The 17,508-nt window shown below is 50.5% G+C and carries 19 protein-coding genes; 13 read left to right on the top strand and 6 right to left on the bottom strand.

Annotated elements, in window-relative coordinates:
• Positions 1 to 225: 225 nt before the first annotated feature.
• Genes Q8M98_04785 through Q8M98_04810 form a run of 6 tightly spaced genes read right to left on the bottom strand, consistent with a single transcriptional unit; the run spans position 226 to position 5,275 of the window.
• A complete protein-coding gene (locus tag Q8M98_04785; protein MDP3114076.1) occupies positions 226 to 849 on the bottom strand; it encodes a DUF3164 family protein in 624 nt (207 codons plus the stop codon).
• Positions 821 to 1,303 (bottom strand): hypothetical protein, encoded by a 483-nt coding sequence (locus Q8M98_04790; protein ID MDP3114077.1) that lies wholly within the window; start codon positions 1,301 to 1,303, stop codon positions 821 to 823. Before Q8M98_04790 ends, Q8M98_04785 begins: the two co-directional genes overlap by 29 nt.
• 32 nt (positions 1,304 to 1,335) lie before the next feature.
• Positions 1,336 to 1,839, bottom strand: coding sequence for a hypothetical protein (locus Q8M98_04795; GenBank protein MDP3114078.1), 504 nt, complete (start codon positions 1,837 to 1,839; stop codon positions 1,336 to 1,338).
• Complete coding sequence (locus tag Q8M98_04800; GenBank protein ID MDP3114079.1) at positions 1,836 to 2,552, bottom strand: ATP-binding protein; 717 nt, start codon at positions 2,550 to 2,552, stop codon at positions 1,836 to 1,838. Before Q8M98_04800 ends, Q8M98_04795 begins: the two co-directional genes overlap by 4 nt.
• A 25-nt stretch (positions 2,553 to 2,577) precedes the next feature.
• On the bottom strand, positions 2,578 to 4,677 hold the full coding sequence (locus Q8M98_04805) for a Mu transposase C-terminal domain-containing protein (protein ID MDP3114080.1): 2,100 nt from the start codon (positions 4,675 to 4,677) through the stop codon (positions 2,578 to 2,580).
• Positions 4,664 to 5,275, bottom strand: a complete 612-nt coding sequence (locus Q8M98_04810; protein ID MDP3114081.1) for a helix-turn-helix domain-containing protein — start codon at positions 5,273 to 5,275, stop codon at positions 4,664 to 4,666. The genes Q8M98_04805 and Q8M98_04810 overlap by 14 nt, the downstream gene beginning before the upstream one ends.
• Before the next feature lie 253 nt (positions 5,276 to 5,528).
• Here Q8M98_04810 and Q8M98_04815 point away from each other — a divergent pair, with 253 nt between their 5' ends.
• The 13 genes from Q8M98_04815 (at position 5,529) to Q8M98_04875 (ending at position 17,265) form a co-directional block, all read left to right on the top strand.
• Positions 5,529 to 6,308 carry a S24 family peptidase gene (locus tag Q8M98_04815; GenBank protein ID MDP3114082.1) on the top strand — a complete coding sequence of 260 codons (780 nt, stop codon included), beginning with the start codon at positions 5,529 to 5,531 and terminating at the stop codon, positions 6,306 to 6,308.
• Positions 6,309 to 6,862: 554 nt separating this feature from the next.
• Positions 6,863 to 7,210, top strand: coding sequence for a transcriptional regulator (locus Q8M98_04820; GenBank protein ID MDP3114083.1), 348 nt, complete (start codon positions 6,863 to 6,865; stop codon positions 7,208 to 7,210).
• A gap of 1 nt (position 7,211) precedes the next feature.
• Positions 7,212 to 7,709 (top strand): ATP-binding protein, encoded by a 498-nt coding sequence (locus tag Q8M98_04825; protein MDP3114084.1) that lies wholly within the window; start codon positions 7,212 to 7,214, stop codon positions 7,707 to 7,709.
• Positions 7,664 to 8,983, top strand: a complete 1,320-nt coding sequence (locus tag Q8M98_04830) for a [Fe-Fe] hydrogenase large subunit C-terminal domain-containing protein (GenBank protein MDP3114085.1) — start codon at positions 7,664 to 7,666, stop codon at positions 8,981 to 8,983. The genes Q8M98_04825 and Q8M98_04830 overlap by 46 nt, the downstream gene beginning before the upstream one ends.
• A gap of 42 nt (positions 8,984 to 9,025) precedes the next feature.
• A complete protein-coding gene (locus Q8M98_04835) occupies positions 9,026 to 9,367 on the top strand; it encodes a hypothetical protein (protein ID MDP3114086.1) in 342 nt (113 codons plus the stop codon).
• 9 nt (positions 9,368 to 9,376) lie between these two features.
• A complete protein-coding gene (locus Q8M98_04840) occupies positions 9,377 to 10,114 on the top strand; it encodes a PHP domain-containing protein (protein MDP3114087.1) in 738 nt (245 codons plus the stop codon).
• Positions 10,115 to 10,130: 16 nt separating this feature from the next.
• Positions 10,131 to 10,613, top strand: a complete 483-nt coding sequence (locus Q8M98_04845) for an NAD(P)H-dependent oxidoreductase subunit E (protein ID MDP3114088.1) — start codon at positions 10,131 to 10,133, stop codon at positions 10,611 to 10,613.
• Between the two features lie 12 nt (positions 10,614 to 10,625).
• A complete protein-coding gene (locus Q8M98_04850) occupies positions 10,626 to 11,195 on the top strand; it encodes an ATP-binding protein (protein MDP3114089.1) in 570 nt (189 codons plus the stop codon).
• Positions 11,195 to 11,560 carry a (2Fe-2S) ferredoxin domain-containing protein gene (locus Q8M98_04855; GenBank protein MDP3114090.1) on the top strand — a complete coding sequence of 122 codons (366 nt, stop codon included), beginning with the start codon at positions 11,195 to 11,197 and terminating at the stop codon, positions 11,558 to 11,560. The genes Q8M98_04850 and Q8M98_04855 overlap by 1 nt, the downstream gene beginning before the upstream one ends.
• 15 nt (positions 11,561 to 11,575) lie before the next feature.
• Positions 11,576 to 13,429: an NADH-quinone oxidoreductase subunit NuoF gene (locus Q8M98_04860; protein MDP3114091.1), complete on the top strand. Its 1,854-nt coding sequence runs from the start codon at positions 11,576 to 11,578 to the stop codon at positions 13,427 to 13,429.
• Positions 13,430 to 13,442: 13 nt separating this feature from the next.
• Entirely contained in the window at positions 13,443 to 13,898 is a 456-nt protein-coding gene (nuoE, locus tag Q8M98_04865) for an NADH-quinone oxidoreductase subunit NuoE (protein MDP3114092.1), read from the top strand.
• Complete coding sequence (gene nuoF, locus Q8M98_04870) at positions 13,898 to 15,460, top strand: NADH-quinone oxidoreductase subunit NuoF (protein ID MDP3114093.1); 1,563 nt, start codon at positions 13,898 to 13,900, stop codon at positions 15,458 to 15,460. Before nuoE ends, nuoF begins: the two co-directional genes overlap by 1 nt.
• A gap of 20 nt (positions 15,461 to 15,480) precedes the next feature.
• A complete protein-coding gene (locus Q8M98_04875; GenBank protein ID MDP3114094.1) occupies positions 15,481 to 17,265 on the top strand; it encodes an NADH-dependent [FeFe] hydrogenase, group A6 in 1,785 nt (594 codons plus the stop codon).
• The last annotated feature ends 243 nt before the right edge of the window (positions 17,266 to 17,508 follow it).

Raw genomic sequence — 17,508 nt, forward strand, 5'->3', positions numbered from 1 at the left:
GCGGAAGGCAGGCAGAGGATCTGGGATGTCTCTGATCCAGCGGTAAACACTGGAGCGATCGACCCTGAGCACATCGGCTATCTCATCAGTCCGGTAGTTGCGGTCATCATTAAAAACATTCATCGTTTCTATTACCTCGGCAGTATTGGTATTCATAGATGCCATTATTCATTCTCCCATATTTCTTTCAAATAAGCATGCATAACGCTGCCACTCTTTCTTATCTTATAATGCGGTGAAGTTGAGCACAATCTGACGGACTTGCCCGGAACCGTCTTTCTCGTAGAAAGTGATATACTGCTTGGTGGATACGACTTGGATAGCGGCATCAATCAACTCCATTGCTTCCTTCCAGACCGGATCCTTGATGTTGTAGCGGCGCAGTCTTAGGATACGGTATTTGGCGATCTCGCCTTTCTTGTCGACTTGGAAGGCTTCACTGATGATAGCTCTGAGATTGACGTTGGAGTCCGATGTCCAGGCTTTCAGGCACTCGTCGATCTTCTGCTTGGCAAGTTGTAGCTCCAAGCCGAACTGGATATGCTCTTTGAACCTGATTTCAACTCTGTACTTGCCGTCAAAGCTGTTGAGCAGGGCATTACCTTTCCACAGCAAGCCGTTCTTCTCAGCTACCTGCTGCAGGTACAACTCTACATCCTCAAAGAGCTTGGCTTTGTCGGCGACAATGCGGTCATGCAGTTTCTGGACACGTTCGATGGTCTTGGCTACGATGGCATCCTGCTTGAGGATTTCCGGTTTGATAATCGAGATGGGAATGCTCTGACCGCTAGCGTCAATTCTGGTGCGGTCGGCAGTTTTCTTAGCCTTGGGGGTGTTGGTGGTTTCCATGAGAGTTCTCCTTTTGCTGATTTTCTGTTCTATCTGTTCTATTTTCATTTTCTTGTTTAGATGCTTGGATTGCTGCTTTCTTGATGTAGTTCTGGAGCATGGCGATAACTGCCTTGCGCTCATTCATATCGAGCAGGTTCCAGTGGCTTTTGCGATAGTGGGTGATCATGAAGGTCCTGAGCTTGTGCTCATCCCATTTGGCTCTGAGCATCAGGGAGTGCATATACATGCCCTGTTTGTCATAAGTGTATTCATCAGGCTTGTTGGTAAGGCGTACCCGCATCAGGATAAGCTTCAGTTCGGTCAGGGTAAGTTCATCCAAAGCGGTCAGGGAGTCTCCCAGACCCAGATACTTGAGCAAGCCTTTCAGCTCCTCTTCTGTCCATCTGAACTTCTTGACCCGCAAGCCGTGGATATCTTGCCGCAGGTAGCGTTCTCTCTGTTCTTTCGTCATAGTAATACCCTCGTTTTAGTTTGGGGTTGGTTTTAGTCGATGATCCTGTGTCCGCCGATCTTGTTCAGACCACGCAGCATGCTCAGGATGCCCTTGGTGACTTTTCTGCCGATCTTGTGAACGTTCTTGCGGGAGATAACCACATAAGTGAAACTCCGCAGATCGATCACGTCAATGGATGCCAGTGCTTCCAGATAGATATAGACCCACTGTCTGGATTTACCGATCGTCTGAGCAATGTCTCGGATGGACTTATATTTGCCTTGCTCCAGGAGATCGAGCAGCTGGTGGGCTGCGCCTTGGTCAAAGCTCCAGCCCTTGTAGTGCTGATATCCGATCTGAGTGCGGTAACGATTGGCTCTGGCATAGATGCGCTCGGTGTGACTAATCAGCTTGATCTTTTCGGTTTGCAGCAACTCATCCAGAATAGGCTCTATCTCATCTAACTCTGTCTGAGTTAAAGTGGCAGCAGTCTGCGCCGAGAACGGTTTGTTGTACTGGCTGATGAAGTTGTCCACCAGTTCCCGAGTGCTCATAGAGCCTTCCTGAAGTCGATGTCATGCAGTGGAATATTGGGCTGCTTCTGGATGGCTGTCTCTAACATGTGCATCAGCTTCATGGCTTTTCTGAGGTTACCGGCACAGTTGTGGTAGACGATCTCAATCATCTCTCTGCCTACCTCCACATCCAATATCTGAGTGGCTATGGCTTTGATATCGGCTTTGGTGACCGGCTGGAACTCATAGAAGCTGTTGCAGCGATCAAAGTAGTATTCATTGATCTGCGCCAGTCTGTCTTTGGCATTCTGCATCCCGACCAGAATAACCACAGTCAGCGTCTCATCTACGATGTCCCGGATCGCACCGAGCAGTTGTTCGTGCCGGAAGGCATAGTCGATCTCATCGATTACAATGACTGTGTCTTCATGATCTTCCAATATCTGCAGACAAGCTTTGAATAGGTTATTGGCGGTGCCCATGGGGATGTACTCTCCAAGATTGAAGCGCTTGTAGAGTGCGGTCAGCAGATGCACTGCGAAAGACTTGGGTGTGGTGGTTGCCTCCAGCCGCAGATAGATATAGCCTTTGCTGAAGGCGATGCGGTTGGCATAGGTGGTCTTGCCCAATCCGGGCTTGCCGTAGATCAGTCCCAATCCCACCATCTCCAGCTTGGGACGGTTGAGCAGGAACCTGATCGTCTCATCGGCTTTCTCAACGTTGCTGATTCTGATCAGTTTGCCTTGTTTCATCTTATCTCCTTATCTTTATTCGGTGTCATTTCGTTGCTTGTTTGATGCCGATGAAGTCGCACATCTGTTTGAAGCTGTTGTTTACGAAGGGATTGGTATCTGAGTCTTGCTCGTCATCAACCGGAACATCCATGCTCTTCTCCTCTGTTGGAACTGGGAGACTGGGTTCGAAGGTCAATCCGGCTATCTGGTGTTCCAGGTTTTCAATGAACTGCTCCGGACCCGGCTGAGGTGCTTCGATAGCCGGAGGTTGGATAAAAGTGGGGTTCTCACTGGCAGCAATGGCTTTGCGGTAGGGTTCAAGTAGGGCATCGACCGTCTCCTGATTACGTTTCACGAAGATCTTGGAGCGTTGCTCGGTATTGCGCTGCAGCTTCTTGATGTAGGTGTATTCCTGCTTGAGAGCCTTATGCGCCAGCGGCTGATCCATAGCCAGCTTGATGAAGGGATGCTGAGTCTGCCGGAGCTCTGCCTGGCAGATGAATACGTCTTTGGTATCATAGACCAGTATCCACCTCGCATCAGCCAGGTCGTATCTGAAGATCACTGACTTACCGATGTAGTCGATCAAAGCCGGATGCCAGTAGCGGAGTTTGTTAAAGACGATGCCATCGTTACGTACTGCCTTGCGTTCTGTACTCAGCATCATAAAATTGAGTTTACATGGTTGCACCAGCCTGTCTTCCGGCAGAGAAGCAGAACTGAATACCTGCCAGGGAGTCTTGCCCTTCAGTCCCTCATGCGGATTCTCACCATAGACATACCGGACATAGAAGCCGATCATCTGCATGGCTTCCTCAATAGTGGGTGGTTCAGACTTGTATAGCTTCTGTGCCCATTTCTCATTCCGCATTAGCGTGGCAGGCTTGTTATCAATACAGGAGCCCCGGAAGCTGGAGATGAACCGCTCAAACTGCTCCTGGAAGGTCTTGAAGAACCGTTCGATCACTTTAGCTTTGGCATTGTAGCTGGCTGCGAACTGGGCTCCGATATTAAGCTTGGGGAAGATACCAGCCAGTTCTTTCTCCAGATCATGCTCTTCCCAGGTCTCATGAAAGAGTTTACTCTTGAAGGCTCTGCCATTATCGAGATAGACAAACTTAGGTAGCGCTCCCCAGTTCAGGAAACCGTTTCTAAATGCGATCTGGATGTGATGGCTGTCTTCGGTAAAGGCGAGTGATGCGCCTACCGGATAGCGGCTTGCCCAGTCCAGAACCATGATCATGGTCATGCGTTGCGCTTTCCCGGTCTTGGGATTGAGGATATCGAATGCCAAAGTATGACCGTCTGCCACCCATACTTCTCCCACATCGAGGATGCTGCTGTCCCGCATGATCGTCTTGATGATATGCTCAGCTACGTATTTACTGCCCTTGCGGGTTTGATTCCAGATGGCAGGATTGTCTCGCTCCCATTCCCGGCACCAGCGTCTTAAGGTTGGCACACTGGAGGGAGATTCGAGCATCCCCATTCTGGTTTTTGTTTTAAGAGCATTGATGGCAGAACCGATGGTCACTTGATTAGGATGCAACAGCACATTGAGCAGCAGTGCGCTTTCCTCTTCGGTTACCTTGCGCTTACGCTCTTTATTGCGACCTCTGTGGATCAGGGCAAACATATCCTGCTCAGACTCCTGATAGCGTTCAATCCAGAGCCTGAGCGCTCTATCGGTTCTCTTGCCCCGAAGCCGGTAGAGTTCCGGCACCAAGCTGCCATTGTTGTACTCTTCGGTTATCCGCAGCCACTCTTCCACTTTGAACTCACAATCAGTCAGGCGGTTGAGCACAATGGCGCAGAAGTGACCATAGAGCTTAGCCTCGGCATCATACTTGGTATAGTTCTGATTATAGGGCGTGAAATCGATATACTGTCCTTTTGGTTCCAGTTGGACTGTTACAGCCGGGAGGGTCTGAGCCGGATGTAGATCCTTCTCAGACTGGCTATCAAGCAAAGAATCGGCATCATCAACTTCAATATCCGATACATAAGCAGGAGATGACACATCCTTGGGTTTTCTATTCCGATTAGAGATCAGATCACCAAGCCAGGGCACTTTTTCCCGATCAGGGAAGCACTTGTTGAAGAACTCAGTGTACTCCTCTATCGTAAAGTCATAAGGCTTCATAATAATTACCATCCTCAGTTTTACATTCTCTGTATTGATAAATAAGAGCGCTGTACATGAGCTTGCCATCCACTTCGATGCCAATCTCAATGAACTCGCCCGGAAGCATACCCTTGGCTTCGCAGTCTGCCATCTCACTCACGAGTATATCGGGACTGGTCAGCAGAAAGGCTTTCATTACCCGGCTGCTGCCTAAGGCTATCTGCTGCTTATATACTGTTATCCGGTTGCGCTTCACGAACCGCCATACTGTCCGGGTGGAACAGTTCATCAACTCCGCCACCCGTTCGACGGTCAGCCAGACCGCATTGATCTTGCGTTTGCTCATTTTCAGCCTCTTCCAATAAAAATCAGTTACCGGTAAAAGCACTGTGACAATTCCGTTTCTGTGATGTGTCACAGTGGTCGAGTGATCTGGCACCACTGTGACATAATTCCGCCGATTTAATGTGTCACAGTGCTCAAAGCATCTTGTAATCAGCATTAACGGCATTTTCTCCCGATTGGAAACCACTGTGACAAGTGTCACAGTGCTCAATGTGTCACAGTGGTCGTCCTTGACCACTCTGCCCCCGGTCTCGTAAGTAGTCGCTTTCATAAGCGCCTCCCTCAAATTATTGTTGGTCTCTACATAACTGCGCTGCAATAACTTGGGAAGTCCTTTCTGCTGTTTCCGAGCACTATTGAAAAACTTCTGAGACCGCTGGAAGAATCCGCCGCCCAATCACACTATAAAATTTAGTTCTTGACAGGACAAGTCAGGGTGTTTTCATTGTCCTATGTTGACCTTAGATGCATAATAATACCCATAGAGGTATTGTCAAGCAGAATATCATCCCAAAGGGGGAGAAATGAAGGCAGAAGATATCGGCGCTAGGCTCGGAATGCTGGTCAAAGCATTGCATTTGAAGAACTACGAGTTCAATGAAAAATTCGGTATTTCGCCCAATTCTATGTCTCGTTATAAGAACAATGAGCGCTATCCGGAGTCGGAATTCTTAGCTAAATTAGTCGAAGCCGGAGTGAATGTGAACTGGTTACTCAGAGGAGAAGGCTCGATGTTTATCCAAGCTGTCTGGGAGATGGGACCCGACATCAAGACTTCCAAGAAGGTGCAGATTGTGGATGGGCACCCGACCTTAGTCAATGATTTTGATAGGACTTACGTACGTACCTCAATCTTCCCGATTGCGGCGGAAATTTCCGCCGGACAACCACTCGAAGTGAGAGATGACTATGAATCGGCGGATTCTGTCGAAATCCCAACCAAGTATATCCCACTCGGTACGGACAACTACATTGCCTTCAAAGTTAACGGTGAGAGCATGGAGCCGCAGATCCTGCATAATGATGTTGTGCTGATCCGCAAGCAGCTCACCTGGGACAATGTGGACGGTAAAATCTGTGCCGTCAGATTCGAGGGAGGCATTACCCTGAAAAGGATTCAGTATGATCCGGCTCGCAAGGGAGTTCTGCTCCAACCGCTCAATAAAGACTTTCGTGTTCTTATTATAGACTCAGATCAGAATGACTCGCTAACCATGATCGGCCCCTTAGCGCTCCAATTGCGGGTCTATAAATCTGATGCCCTTTCCGAAAAATCTGATGATTCCGAAACCAGTCCAAAATGAGCGCAAATTTGAAATAAAGGTGATCCAAATACGTCCAAAACAGTCTAAAAAGCACTGTGACACAGTCCAAAGCATATCTTATCTATCTCTCCACCACATAAACAATTAAGACCACTGTGACAGGTGACACTCATTTGAAACTTTGGGTGACACATTGTAGTGATTGGTAAATATAACAGATACCTATTTCATGATTTTATCTGATATTACGCCTGATATTACGCCATCTGATATTACGCCATGAGTTACGCCATTTTAAGTCATATTTCCGCAATTTCCCCACCAGTTTTACGCCGAAAAAAGATGGTGTTGACGATGGTGGGAGACGTTGATCCCGCCGGATTGAGCTCTTGCCGACGCCGGTTTTTCTCCTCCTTGAACCGTCCTGCAACCCCAACCGGTATCGTCTCCGATATGTTTCACCGGCTGCCCGCAAGCATTTGTATCGTTCGGTCTTTCAAGCAAGCGGTTTGTTCCGCGTGCAAACTATTTTCCTTGACTGATAGGGGCTCTCCGGCAGAGCTGTTCTGCACATAAATCAATAGGTGAACTGAATGACTTTAAATGACATAGCGAACATGCTGGAAGCGGAAGTGATCCTGCCCGGAACGGGGATGGAGACACCAGTTCCATGCGCCTTTGCCTCGGATCTGATCAGCGACATCCTGATGTGCACCAAGGAGCCGACCCTTCTTTTGACGGGGTTGACGAACAATCAGGTGATCCGTCTATCGGACATGATCGATCTGACGGCGATAGTATTTGTGCGAGGGAAAAAGCCCTTGCAAGAGATTGTGGAAATGGCAAAGGAGCGGAATCTGCCGCTACTTGCCACAAATATGACGTTATATCGTTCCAGCGGGTTGTTGTTCAATGCCGGATTGCGCAGTTGCAAGATCTGAGATGGCGGAATACTGGAACGTCAGCCCCGGTTTTGAGGACGCGATTACCCGTTATTTTACGGATGTTCCCGAAGCCGAGGTGACCCTGGAATCTGCGATTCCGGAAAAGGATTTCAATTCCGCGGGCAGGGGCTCCGCCGAGGTCAAAAACCTGCTCAAACGCCTGGGAGTGGACAATGACATCCTGCGCCGGGTGGCGGTTGCCGCTTATGAAGCGGAAATCAACGTCGCCGCACACTCAATTGGCGGAAAGATGACAAGCCATATCTATGACGACATGATCCACATCAAGTTTGAAGACCGGGGACCGGGCATTGCCGATATTGACCAAGCAATGATTCCTGGATTTTCCACCGCGGACGAATTGGTTCGCGAGTTTGGTTTCGGAGCCGGTTTGGGGCTTCCCAACATCCTAAGAAACGCGGATGCTCTGCACATCGTTTCGGCAAAAAATTGCCCGACGCTGGTGGAACTGATCATCTATTTCACACCGATATGAACGACGAAAAGAAGCAATACTTTCATGCTCTTCAGATCCTTGCGGATAACTGCACGGGCTGCACTGCCTGTGTGAAGGTCTGTCCCACTGAGGCGATCAGGGTGCGAGACCGCAAAGCTTCGATCGATCCAAACCGTTGCATCGATTGCGGCAACTGCGTCTCCATCTGTCAATTCCATGCCATCATTCCACGCAGCGACTCGCTCGAAACCTTGAATAAATTCAAATATCGGGTGGCGATCATTTCGTCATCATATTTTGGTCAATTCACCGAAGACATATCCTATGCAGTTGCCAAGCAAGCACTTCTGGAGCTTGGCTTTGACGAGGCGGCGGAAGAGGCGATGGTGACGGATTTTATGATCAAGATAATCCGGGATTATATCCGTGCCAATCGGGACAAGCGTCCCATCCTTTCCAGCAACTGTCCCGCGGTGGTTCGTCTGATCCAGGTGAAATATCCTGCGCTTTTGCCCAATCTCTTCCACCTGGAAGCGCCGATGAGCATTCTCACCCGCTATTTAAGAGAGAAAATCAGGGAAGAAAAACAGCTCAATGAAGACGAGATCGGTATCTTTTTGATCGTGCCCTGCGTGGCTCACGTGACCGCTGTCCATCAGCCTGAGGGCGTTTACAAGCATTTGCAGGACGGGGCTTTTTCCATCGGAATGATCTATGGCAAGGTGCGCGAACTGATCAAAAAGGTGCAAAACAACCCCGTGGAAATAGATACATATCCCAAAGGATTGACTTGGGCGCTCTCCGGAGTGCAAGCGGAACTTGTTGATTGCGAGGATATTCGCGCGCTTTCGGTGAACGGGATCGAAAACGTGATGGACATCCTTTCCCGCGTGGAAGATCACTACCTTGATCAATATGACTATATCGTATTGCGCAGTTGCACAAACGGTTGCGTGGGCGGCTGCCTCAATGTGGAGAATCCCTTCGTGGCAATGAGCCGGATACAGAAAATGATCAAGGAAGGCGAGGAGCAAATCATCGATATCCATAATCTCGAAGAGCTTTACCATGATGGAGAGTTTGCCGTCGCTCCCCTGACCGCGCGTCCGATCATGGAGCTGGATAAGGACATCAAAACCGCCATCAAAAAGATGAAGAAAATAAACGAGTTTCTCACCATGCTGCCGGGCTTAAACTGCAGCGCCTGCGGATCTCCCACCTGCTATGCCCTGGCGGAAGATATCGTGCTGGGCAAAGCCACGATCGATGATTGTTTGGTGCTGCTCAAGCGTCATTCCAAAGAAGAGGATTGATGCCGGTAATCAAGCTATATATATGCAAAAAGGATAGATAACATGATCAAACTTTCGGATTACTTACATGCGGTCGGCGGCTCGAATCTGACTCCGGCGATCGATGCAGAAGAAATCGGGATCACGGACGGATACGTCTGTGACATGCTCTCAGATGTGATGGGCTCCGCGAAAGCGGGACAAGCTTGGATCACCATCATGAAACACTTGAACGTGGTGGCAGTGGCATCCATGACCGGTATTCCGGCGATAGTTTTTGCCAAAGGCGGAGTTCCGGAAGCTCCGGTGATCGAAAAAGCCCTCGAAGAAGGCATCTGTCTGATCACCAGCGCTTTGACGCCTTTTGAACTTGCCGGAATCCTTTACAAACAACTGGAAAACTGATACCCGGAAATGCGCTGGTTCAACGCGGATCTGCATATCCATTCCGTTCTTTCGCCCTGCGGAGGATTGGAGATGTCGCCGCGGGAACTCGTGGCGCGCCTGAAAACCATCGGTATCGATTGGTTTGCGATCACGGATCACAACAGCATGGCAAATTGCCCCGCCTATGAAGCAGTCGCAAAACGCGCAGGTATCGAATTTACCTGGGGGATGGAGCTTCAAACCTCGGAGGAGATCCACCTGCTCGTCTATTTTGACAACGTGGTGCTGGCGCAAGCCTTTGATCAGGAAGTATATGCGTCTCTGCTGCCGCTCGATAACGACGCGGATTTTTTCGGCGATCAAGTTATCATTGACGAAAATGAGAACATTTTATCCGTGGAGCAACGAGCGCTGTCAAACTCATCGCTGTGGGACTTGAACACCGCAGTGGAAATGGCTTTGGCGCATGATGGATTCTGCGTTCCGGCGCATGTTGACTCCGGTGTGAACAGTATTATCAGCCAGCTCGGTTTCCTGCCTGAAAAACCGCGTTTTAACGCTTTCGGGATAACTGCGCGCGCGGACGTAAGCAGGTTTTTACAAAAGCAGCCCGTTTTTTCGGGAAAGACACTGATCCGCAGCTCGGACGCTCATTATTTGAGCGATCTCGGCAGCGGTTTCAGCCGCATCCGGGTTTTGGAAGCCGGCGCTTCCGAACTCGCCAAAGCGGCACTGCGTCTTGATCACAGAAATATAATTATATAAGATAGAAGGAGGAGATATGAATTCCGTATCTCAGCTTGACAATCCTCTCTATGACCGCCTCAGGGTGGTGATAGGGGAGAAAAAGGATCTGCGCAATCCGCTGATCGAGATTTTGCGCATGGCGCAGGAGATATTTGGATACCTGCCCGTCGAAGTGCAGGAATTTATCGGTAAAGAGATGAATCTTCCTGTGAGTAAGATCTTTGGCGTGGTGACGTTTTATAACTTCTTTTCGATGAAACCCCGCGGCAAGTTTATGCTCAATGTCTGCACCGGCACGGCATGTTTCGTCAAAGGCGCTCCCCGCCTGATCCAAATGATCTCCGAACACCTCGGAATCGAAATGGGGGAGACCTCCAAAGACGGGCTTTTTACCATGAGCGCGGTGCGCTGCGTCGGTGCCTGCTCTCTGGCTCCGGTTTTCGTCATCGGGGAAGACACTTTTGGCAGGATCGAAACCAGGGACAAAGTCTCCGAGATCTTCAAACGCTATCAATAAACGGAAAACAGCATGCAAGATATCTCTCTGCACCTTCTGGACATCATCGAAAACTCCGTGCGAGCGAAAGCCAGAAACATCAAGGTGCGCGTGATCAATAACGCTGAAAAGAACCGTTTGCGCATCATTGTCGAAGACGACGGAGTGGGGATGGACACCCAGACCCTGGAAAGAGCGCAGGATCCTTTCTATACCAGCAAAGCCGAACGGGAAAAGAAGGTCGGGCTCGGTATTCCGCTGTTTAAACAGAACGCGGAGCTTGCCAACGGCAGTTTCAAGATGGCAAGCGAACCTGGCTTTGGCACGGTGCTCACGGTGGATTTTGAACTGAGCAACATCGACCGTATGCCGCTTGGAAACCTCAAGGATACCCTTCTGGGATCGATTATCGGGCACCCGGAAGTAGATTTTTCCATCCATCTGACCTGTCGCGAGCGGGGGCATGAACAGTCCTTTCATTTCGATACTGCCGCCATCAAAGAAGAGCTTGGCGATATCCCGCTCACCTATCCCGATGTGATTGAATACATCGATCAAAGTTTATTTGAAGGAATACAAAATACAAACATGGAGGATGTCTGATGAAAACATTGGCAGACCTTAAGAAAATCCGTGAAAAAGCCCAGGAAGAAATGAAATTTCGTGGCGGAAACGTGCGCATCAAGATCGTCGTGGGGATGGGAACATCCGGTATCGCGATGGGCGCCCGTGAAGTGATGAAGACCTTTCTGGAAGAGATCTCAAACCGCAACCTCACCGACGTCTTGGTCACCCAGACCGGCGAGAAAGGGCTTTCCTCAATGGAACCCGTCGTCGATGTCATCGAAGATGGCAAAGCCAAAATCACATACGGAAACATGAACCCGGACAAAGTCAAGAAAGTGGTGGTAGAACACATCGTCAATGGAAGAACCGTCTCCGATTATGTAGTTGCCACCGGCGACTGATAGGGAGGATCGCCAATGTCTCTCAAGAGAATTGACCTGCTGATCTGTTGCGGCTCCGGCTGCGTATCGGCAGGCGCATTGAAAATCAAGGAACGCTTTCACGAAGTCCTGAATGAAAAAGGGATCTCAAACGAGATCAACATCATCGAGACGGGGTGTATGGGTCCTTGCGACTATGGTCCTGTCATGGTCATCTATCCGGAAGGCATCTTCTACAAAGCGGTCACTCCGGAAGACGTTTCGGAGATCGTGGAAAACCACTTCATCAAAGGCAGACCGGTTCAACGGTTGATGCTACACGATGAAGAAAAGACGTTCGCTGCGCAGAAAGACGTTCCTTTTTACCAGAAACAGGTGAAAGTGGCGCTGGAAAACTGCGGCTACATCGATCCCGAAAGCTTGGACGAGTATATCGCCACCGGTGGATACGAAGCCCTCGGAACTGTGTTGACCACGATGACACCCCAACAAGCGATCGACGTGATCAAAGAGTCCGGCTTGCGAGGTCGCGGCGGCGGCGGATTTCCCACCCACGCCAAATGGCAGATGGTTCACGACGCCAAAAGCGACGAGAAATATATCATCTGCAACGGCGATGAGGGAGATCCCGGAGCCTTCATGGATCGTTCGATCCTTGAAGGAGACCCGCACCGCATCCTTGAAGGAATGATGATCGCAGCCTATGCCATCGGCGCAACCAGCGGGTTTTTCTATATCCGCGCGGAATATCCCCTCGCGATAAAACGCATCAAGCACGCCATCGAACAAGCCAAAGCGATGGGTCTGATGGGGGAAAGCGTCTTCGACAGCAAGTTCAGCTTCGATGCTGAAGTTCGCACCGGCGCGGGAGCTTTCGTATGTGGCGAGGAGACGGCATTGATCCACTCCATCGAAGGCATGCGCGGCAATCCCTCTCCCAAGCCTCCCTATCCCTCCACAAGCGGCCTCTGGGGCAAACCCACGGTCGTGAACAACGTGGAAACCTTTGCAAATGTTCCCAGTATATTCGTTAAGGGCGCCAAATGGTTTGCGTCCATGGGAACCGAGCTTAGCAAAGGCACCAAGGTCTTTGCCTTGACCGGAGATATCAGAAACACCGGCTTGGTGGAAGTCCCGATGGGGATCACCCTGCGCGAACTGATCTTTGACGTTGGCGGCGGCATAATCGGCGGACGCAAATTCAAAGCTGTGCAACTGGGCGGACCCTCAGGAGGTTGCCTCACCATCGAACATCTGGACGTTGGCGTGGATTATGAAAGCCTCAAAGCGCGCGGCGCGATGATGGGTTCCGGCGGCGTGATCGTGATGAACGACCAAAATTGCATGGTCAATATTGCCAAATACTTTATGGATTTCTGCGTGGATGAATCCTGTGGAAAATGCTCGCCCTGCCGCATCGGGCTCAAACAGATGTATGACATCCTTGAGCGCATCGTCCATGGTTATGGTAAAATCGGCGACATCGAAGAACTTCAACGCCTCGGCGAAGCAGTGAGCCGCCTTTCGCTCTGTGGACTGGGACAATCAGCTCCCAATCCAGTGCTTTCCACCATCCGCTATTTCCGTGATGAATATGAAGCTCACATCCGCGATCACAGTTGCAGCACCAAGGTCTGTCTCGCTCTCATGCATTTTGACATCGATAAGGACAACTGCATCGGCTGTTCCCTCTGCGCCAGAAAGTGCCCCGTCAATTGCATTACCGGCAGCCGCGAGGAGAAATATACGATCCATCAACTCGACTGTGTCAAATGCGGAAATTGTCAGGACGTATGCCCGGTCAAAGCGGTGAACCGCGTCCCCGGCATGCACCCGGAAGAAAAAACCAAACGTGATACGCTGAAAAAGCAGCACCCTCACGAAGATTAATACAGGGGAAGATATGTATAAAGAAATCTGCAAAAAATACTCTCCCGATAAAGACAATCTGATCTATATCCTGCACGACATCCAGGATACACACCCGCAGCACTACATTTCGGAAGAAGCTGTGGAAGTAATCGCGGAATACCTCGGCGTTCCCGCAAACCACATCTATGGAGTGATCACATTTTACTCCATGTATAGCACATCTCCGCGCGGCAGGAATATCATCCGCCTTTGCGAATCTCCGCCTTGCTATATCAAAGGCTCCGAGAACATACTGCGCAAGATGAAAATCATGCTCGGTGTGGAAACCGGCGGAACAAGCAAAGACGGGCTTTTCACACTTGAGCTTTGTGCATGCCTCGGCGTCTGTGGAAACGCACCCGTGATGATGGTCAACAACGATGTCTATGGCGACCTCACCGAAGACAAGGTGGAAGAAATCGTCGAAAAGATCAGAAGGGGGAATTGATGAAATTCTATCGTAGCCACATTCTCGTCGGAATCAACGAAACTTCCCTCAAAGCCGGAGTGCAGGACTTCATCCAAACCCTGCGCCTCGAACTGAAAAAGAACAACCTTCAGGAAGAGATCAACATCCTCGAGACCGGTCCACTCGGCTTCTTCGGCAAAGGAATATGCCTGAGCGTCTATCCCGAAAACGTAAACTATCAGGACGTCAGGATCGAAGACATCAGCGAGCTTGTCTCGGAACACTTCCTCAAGGGGCGTCCCTTGTCTCGTCTCATGCTCGATGCAGCAGGAAAATTCAGCCCGATCCTCAATTATAACAAACGCATCGTGTTGCGCAATTCCGGCATCATTGATCCCGAAAGCATTGATGAATACATCGGCGCCGGCGGATATGAAGCACTCGAAAAAGCCCTCACGCAGATGGAACCCAAGCAGATCGTTGACGAAGTCAAAAAATCCGGTCTTCGCGGACGCGGCGGCGCGGGTTTTCCTGCCGGGATGAAATGGAGTTTCACCGCTCCCATTGAAGCTGTGCAGAAATATGTGGTCGTCAATGCCGACGAAGGCGAACCCGGTACTTTCAAAGACCGTCTCATCATGGAAGGCGATCCGCATCAACTGCTTGAAGGGATCATGATCTGCGGTCGTGCCATCGGTGCGAACAAAGGCTGGATCTATATCCGCGGCGAATACAAACTCTGCATCGAACGCCTTGAAAAAGCAATCGCCCAATGCCGCGAATATGGCATCCTCGGCAAAAACATCTTTGAAAGCGGTTTTGATTTCGATATCGACATCAGAATCGGTGCCGGAGCTTATGTTTGCGGAGAGGAAACCGCTCTGATCGAATCTCTCGAAGGAAACCGCGGCAATCCCAGATGGAAACCGCCCTTCCCGGGTGTCAAAGGTTTATGGCGCTGCCCCACGGTCGTGAACAACGTCGAGACCCTTGCAAATATCCCTTTCATCATCCAAAAAGGCGCTGACGAATTTCTCAAGTATGGCACCCCCGAATGCCCCGGCACGAAGGTCTATACGATATTGGGCGACGTTGCGCATCCCGGTCTCTGTGAAGTGGACATGGGCAGCACCCTGCGCACCATCATCAATGACTATGCAGGCGGGATGAAGAAAGGTTTCCGTTTCAAAGCAGCGTTGGTCGGCGGAGCGGCAGGTGTGATCATTCCCGATCGTCTTTTGGACGTCAAGATGGATTTTGCCAGCCTCAATCAATATGCTGCAGTGCTCGGCAGTGGCGCGATCCTCGTGATGAACGAGCATCAAAGCATCGTCGATATACTGTGGTCGATCATCCGTTTCTTCCGTCATGAATCCTGTGGAAAATGCGCCCCCTGCCGCAACGGTTCCGAACAGCTCTACCGCCTCATCACCAAGATCAAAAAAGGCGAGGGCACCATGGACGATGTCGAGCTGATGCTCCTCATCGCCGAAACCATGCAGCAAACGTCATTCTGCGCCTTGGGACAATCCCCCATCATGGCGATCAGATCTGCGATCGAGAACTTCAAAGACGAATTCATCACGATAACAAGTAATTAAAAATAAAGAGGTTTGAAACTATGGCTAAAACAGTCAACGTTTGGATCGATGGTCATCATCTGGAAGTCCCGGACACCATGACGATCATCGAAGCCGCCGATAAATATGGGATATATATCCCAAGGTTGTGCTATCATCCCGATCTTCCGCCCACCGCCAATTGCGGCGTTTGCGTGGTTGATATTACTGGAAACCCTTCTCCCAAGCGCGCTTGCTGCACTCCGGTCATGGAAGGCATGAAGATTACCACCAATTCCAGAAACCTGCGTGCCTACCGCAAGACCCTGATCGAATTGATCCTTTCCAACCATGAAGTGGTTTGTCCCACCTGCGCCGCAAACAACAAATGCGAGCTGCAGACCCTGGCAAACAACCTCGGAGTCGATCCCGACGCCCTGCCCTGCATCCTGGATAAACAACTGGTTGACAACAGCAGTCTTTCCATCATCCGAGACGTCAACAAGTGCATTGCCTGCGGACGCTGCATCACTGTCTGCAACGACGTTCAGACCGTTTATGCACTCACCGTGGCGGATCGTGGTATAGCCGCGCATATCGACACTGCCTTCGGAAACGGCATGGCAAACAGCCCCTGCGTCAATTGTGGTCAATGCACAGTCTATTGCCCCACCGGCGCTTTGCGGGAACGCAGCGAAGTCGATGCCGTCTGGGATGCCATCCTCGATCCCGAAAAACACGTGGTAGTACAGGAAGCTCCTGCCATTCGCGTGTCCCTCGGTGAGGAATTTGGCATGCCCCTGGGCAGCGTCACCGCCAAGAAAATGTATGCCGCTCTGCGAAAAATCGGCTTTGATTCGATCATGGACACCAATTTCACCGCCGATCTCACGATCATGGAAGAAGGCACCGAGTGCGTCGCCAGGCTCAAAGCTGGAGAAAAGCGTCCCCTGATCACTTCCTGTTCCCCCGGCTGGATCAAATTCATGGAAACCTACTATCCCGACCTCGCGGATTGCGTATCCACCGCAAAATCCCCTATGTCCATGTTCGGCGTCCTTGCCAAGACCTATTATGCCGAGGAAAGAGGCATCGACCCCGCCAAGATCGTCTCTGTGGCGATCATGCCCTGCACGGCGAAGAAGTTTGAAGCTCGCCGCCCCGAATTGCGCGATTCCGGATTCCAGGACACCGATTACGTCCTCACAACCCGTGAATTTCTGCGCATGATCAAGGAAGCCGGCATCGATTTTGCCAACCTCAAAGACGCGGACGCGGACGAAGGTATGAGCTTCTACACCGGCGCGGGAACCATCTTTGGCGCCACCGGCGGAGTGATGGAAGCGGCAATTCGTTCCGCATACACACTCGTGACCGGCGAAGAGCTGGAAGCAATCGATATCCACGCAGTTCGCGGACTCGAGGGCGTCAAGGAAGCCACTGTTCCGGTGCCGGGATTTGGTGATCTCCGAGTTGTTGTGGCACACGGTCTTTCCAACGCCCGCAAGGTGATGGATGCCGTGCGCGAAGGCTTGAAAACCACCGGCGAATCCCCCTGGCACTTCATCGAGATTATGGCATGCCCCGGAGGATGCGTAGGCGGTGGTGGACAGCCTTATGGCAACGACATCGCATCACGCGCCAGACGCGGTTTGGCTCTTTATGAAGAAGATCGCAACCTTCCGGTGCGCAAATCCCACCACAACCCCGAAGTATTGCGCATTTATGAACGTTTCCTGGGTGAGCCGAACTCCCCTCTGGCGCATAAATTGCTGCACACCCACTACTTCAAACGCTCGGTCAATACCGGACAAGTGACCGAAGAAGCGACCCACAAACATCACTAAAGTCAAAATGACAAAATAGAAAAGGCGGGATGGAAGTCCCGCCTTTGTTTCAGTTAGTGCATTGTTTGGGTTCTATTTCAAATAAAATAGGTAGATTAGTTGCTAACCCAAGTTTCGCATGAAAAATGTGTTTTTAGTCATTTTGGAATCGTAACTCATTGAAAAATAGTATTTGAGTTTCGGAAAATAGCCAATTAGTGTCCAAAATCAGGGCTTTGCAGGAAAAATATATATTGACAGCTT

The organism is Candidatus Cloacimonadaceae bacterium (genome assembly GCA_030693415.1).
In the GTDB taxonomy this organism is placed as follows: Bacteria; Cloacimonadota; Cloacimonadia; order Cloacimonadales; family Cloacimonadaceae; genus JAUYAR01.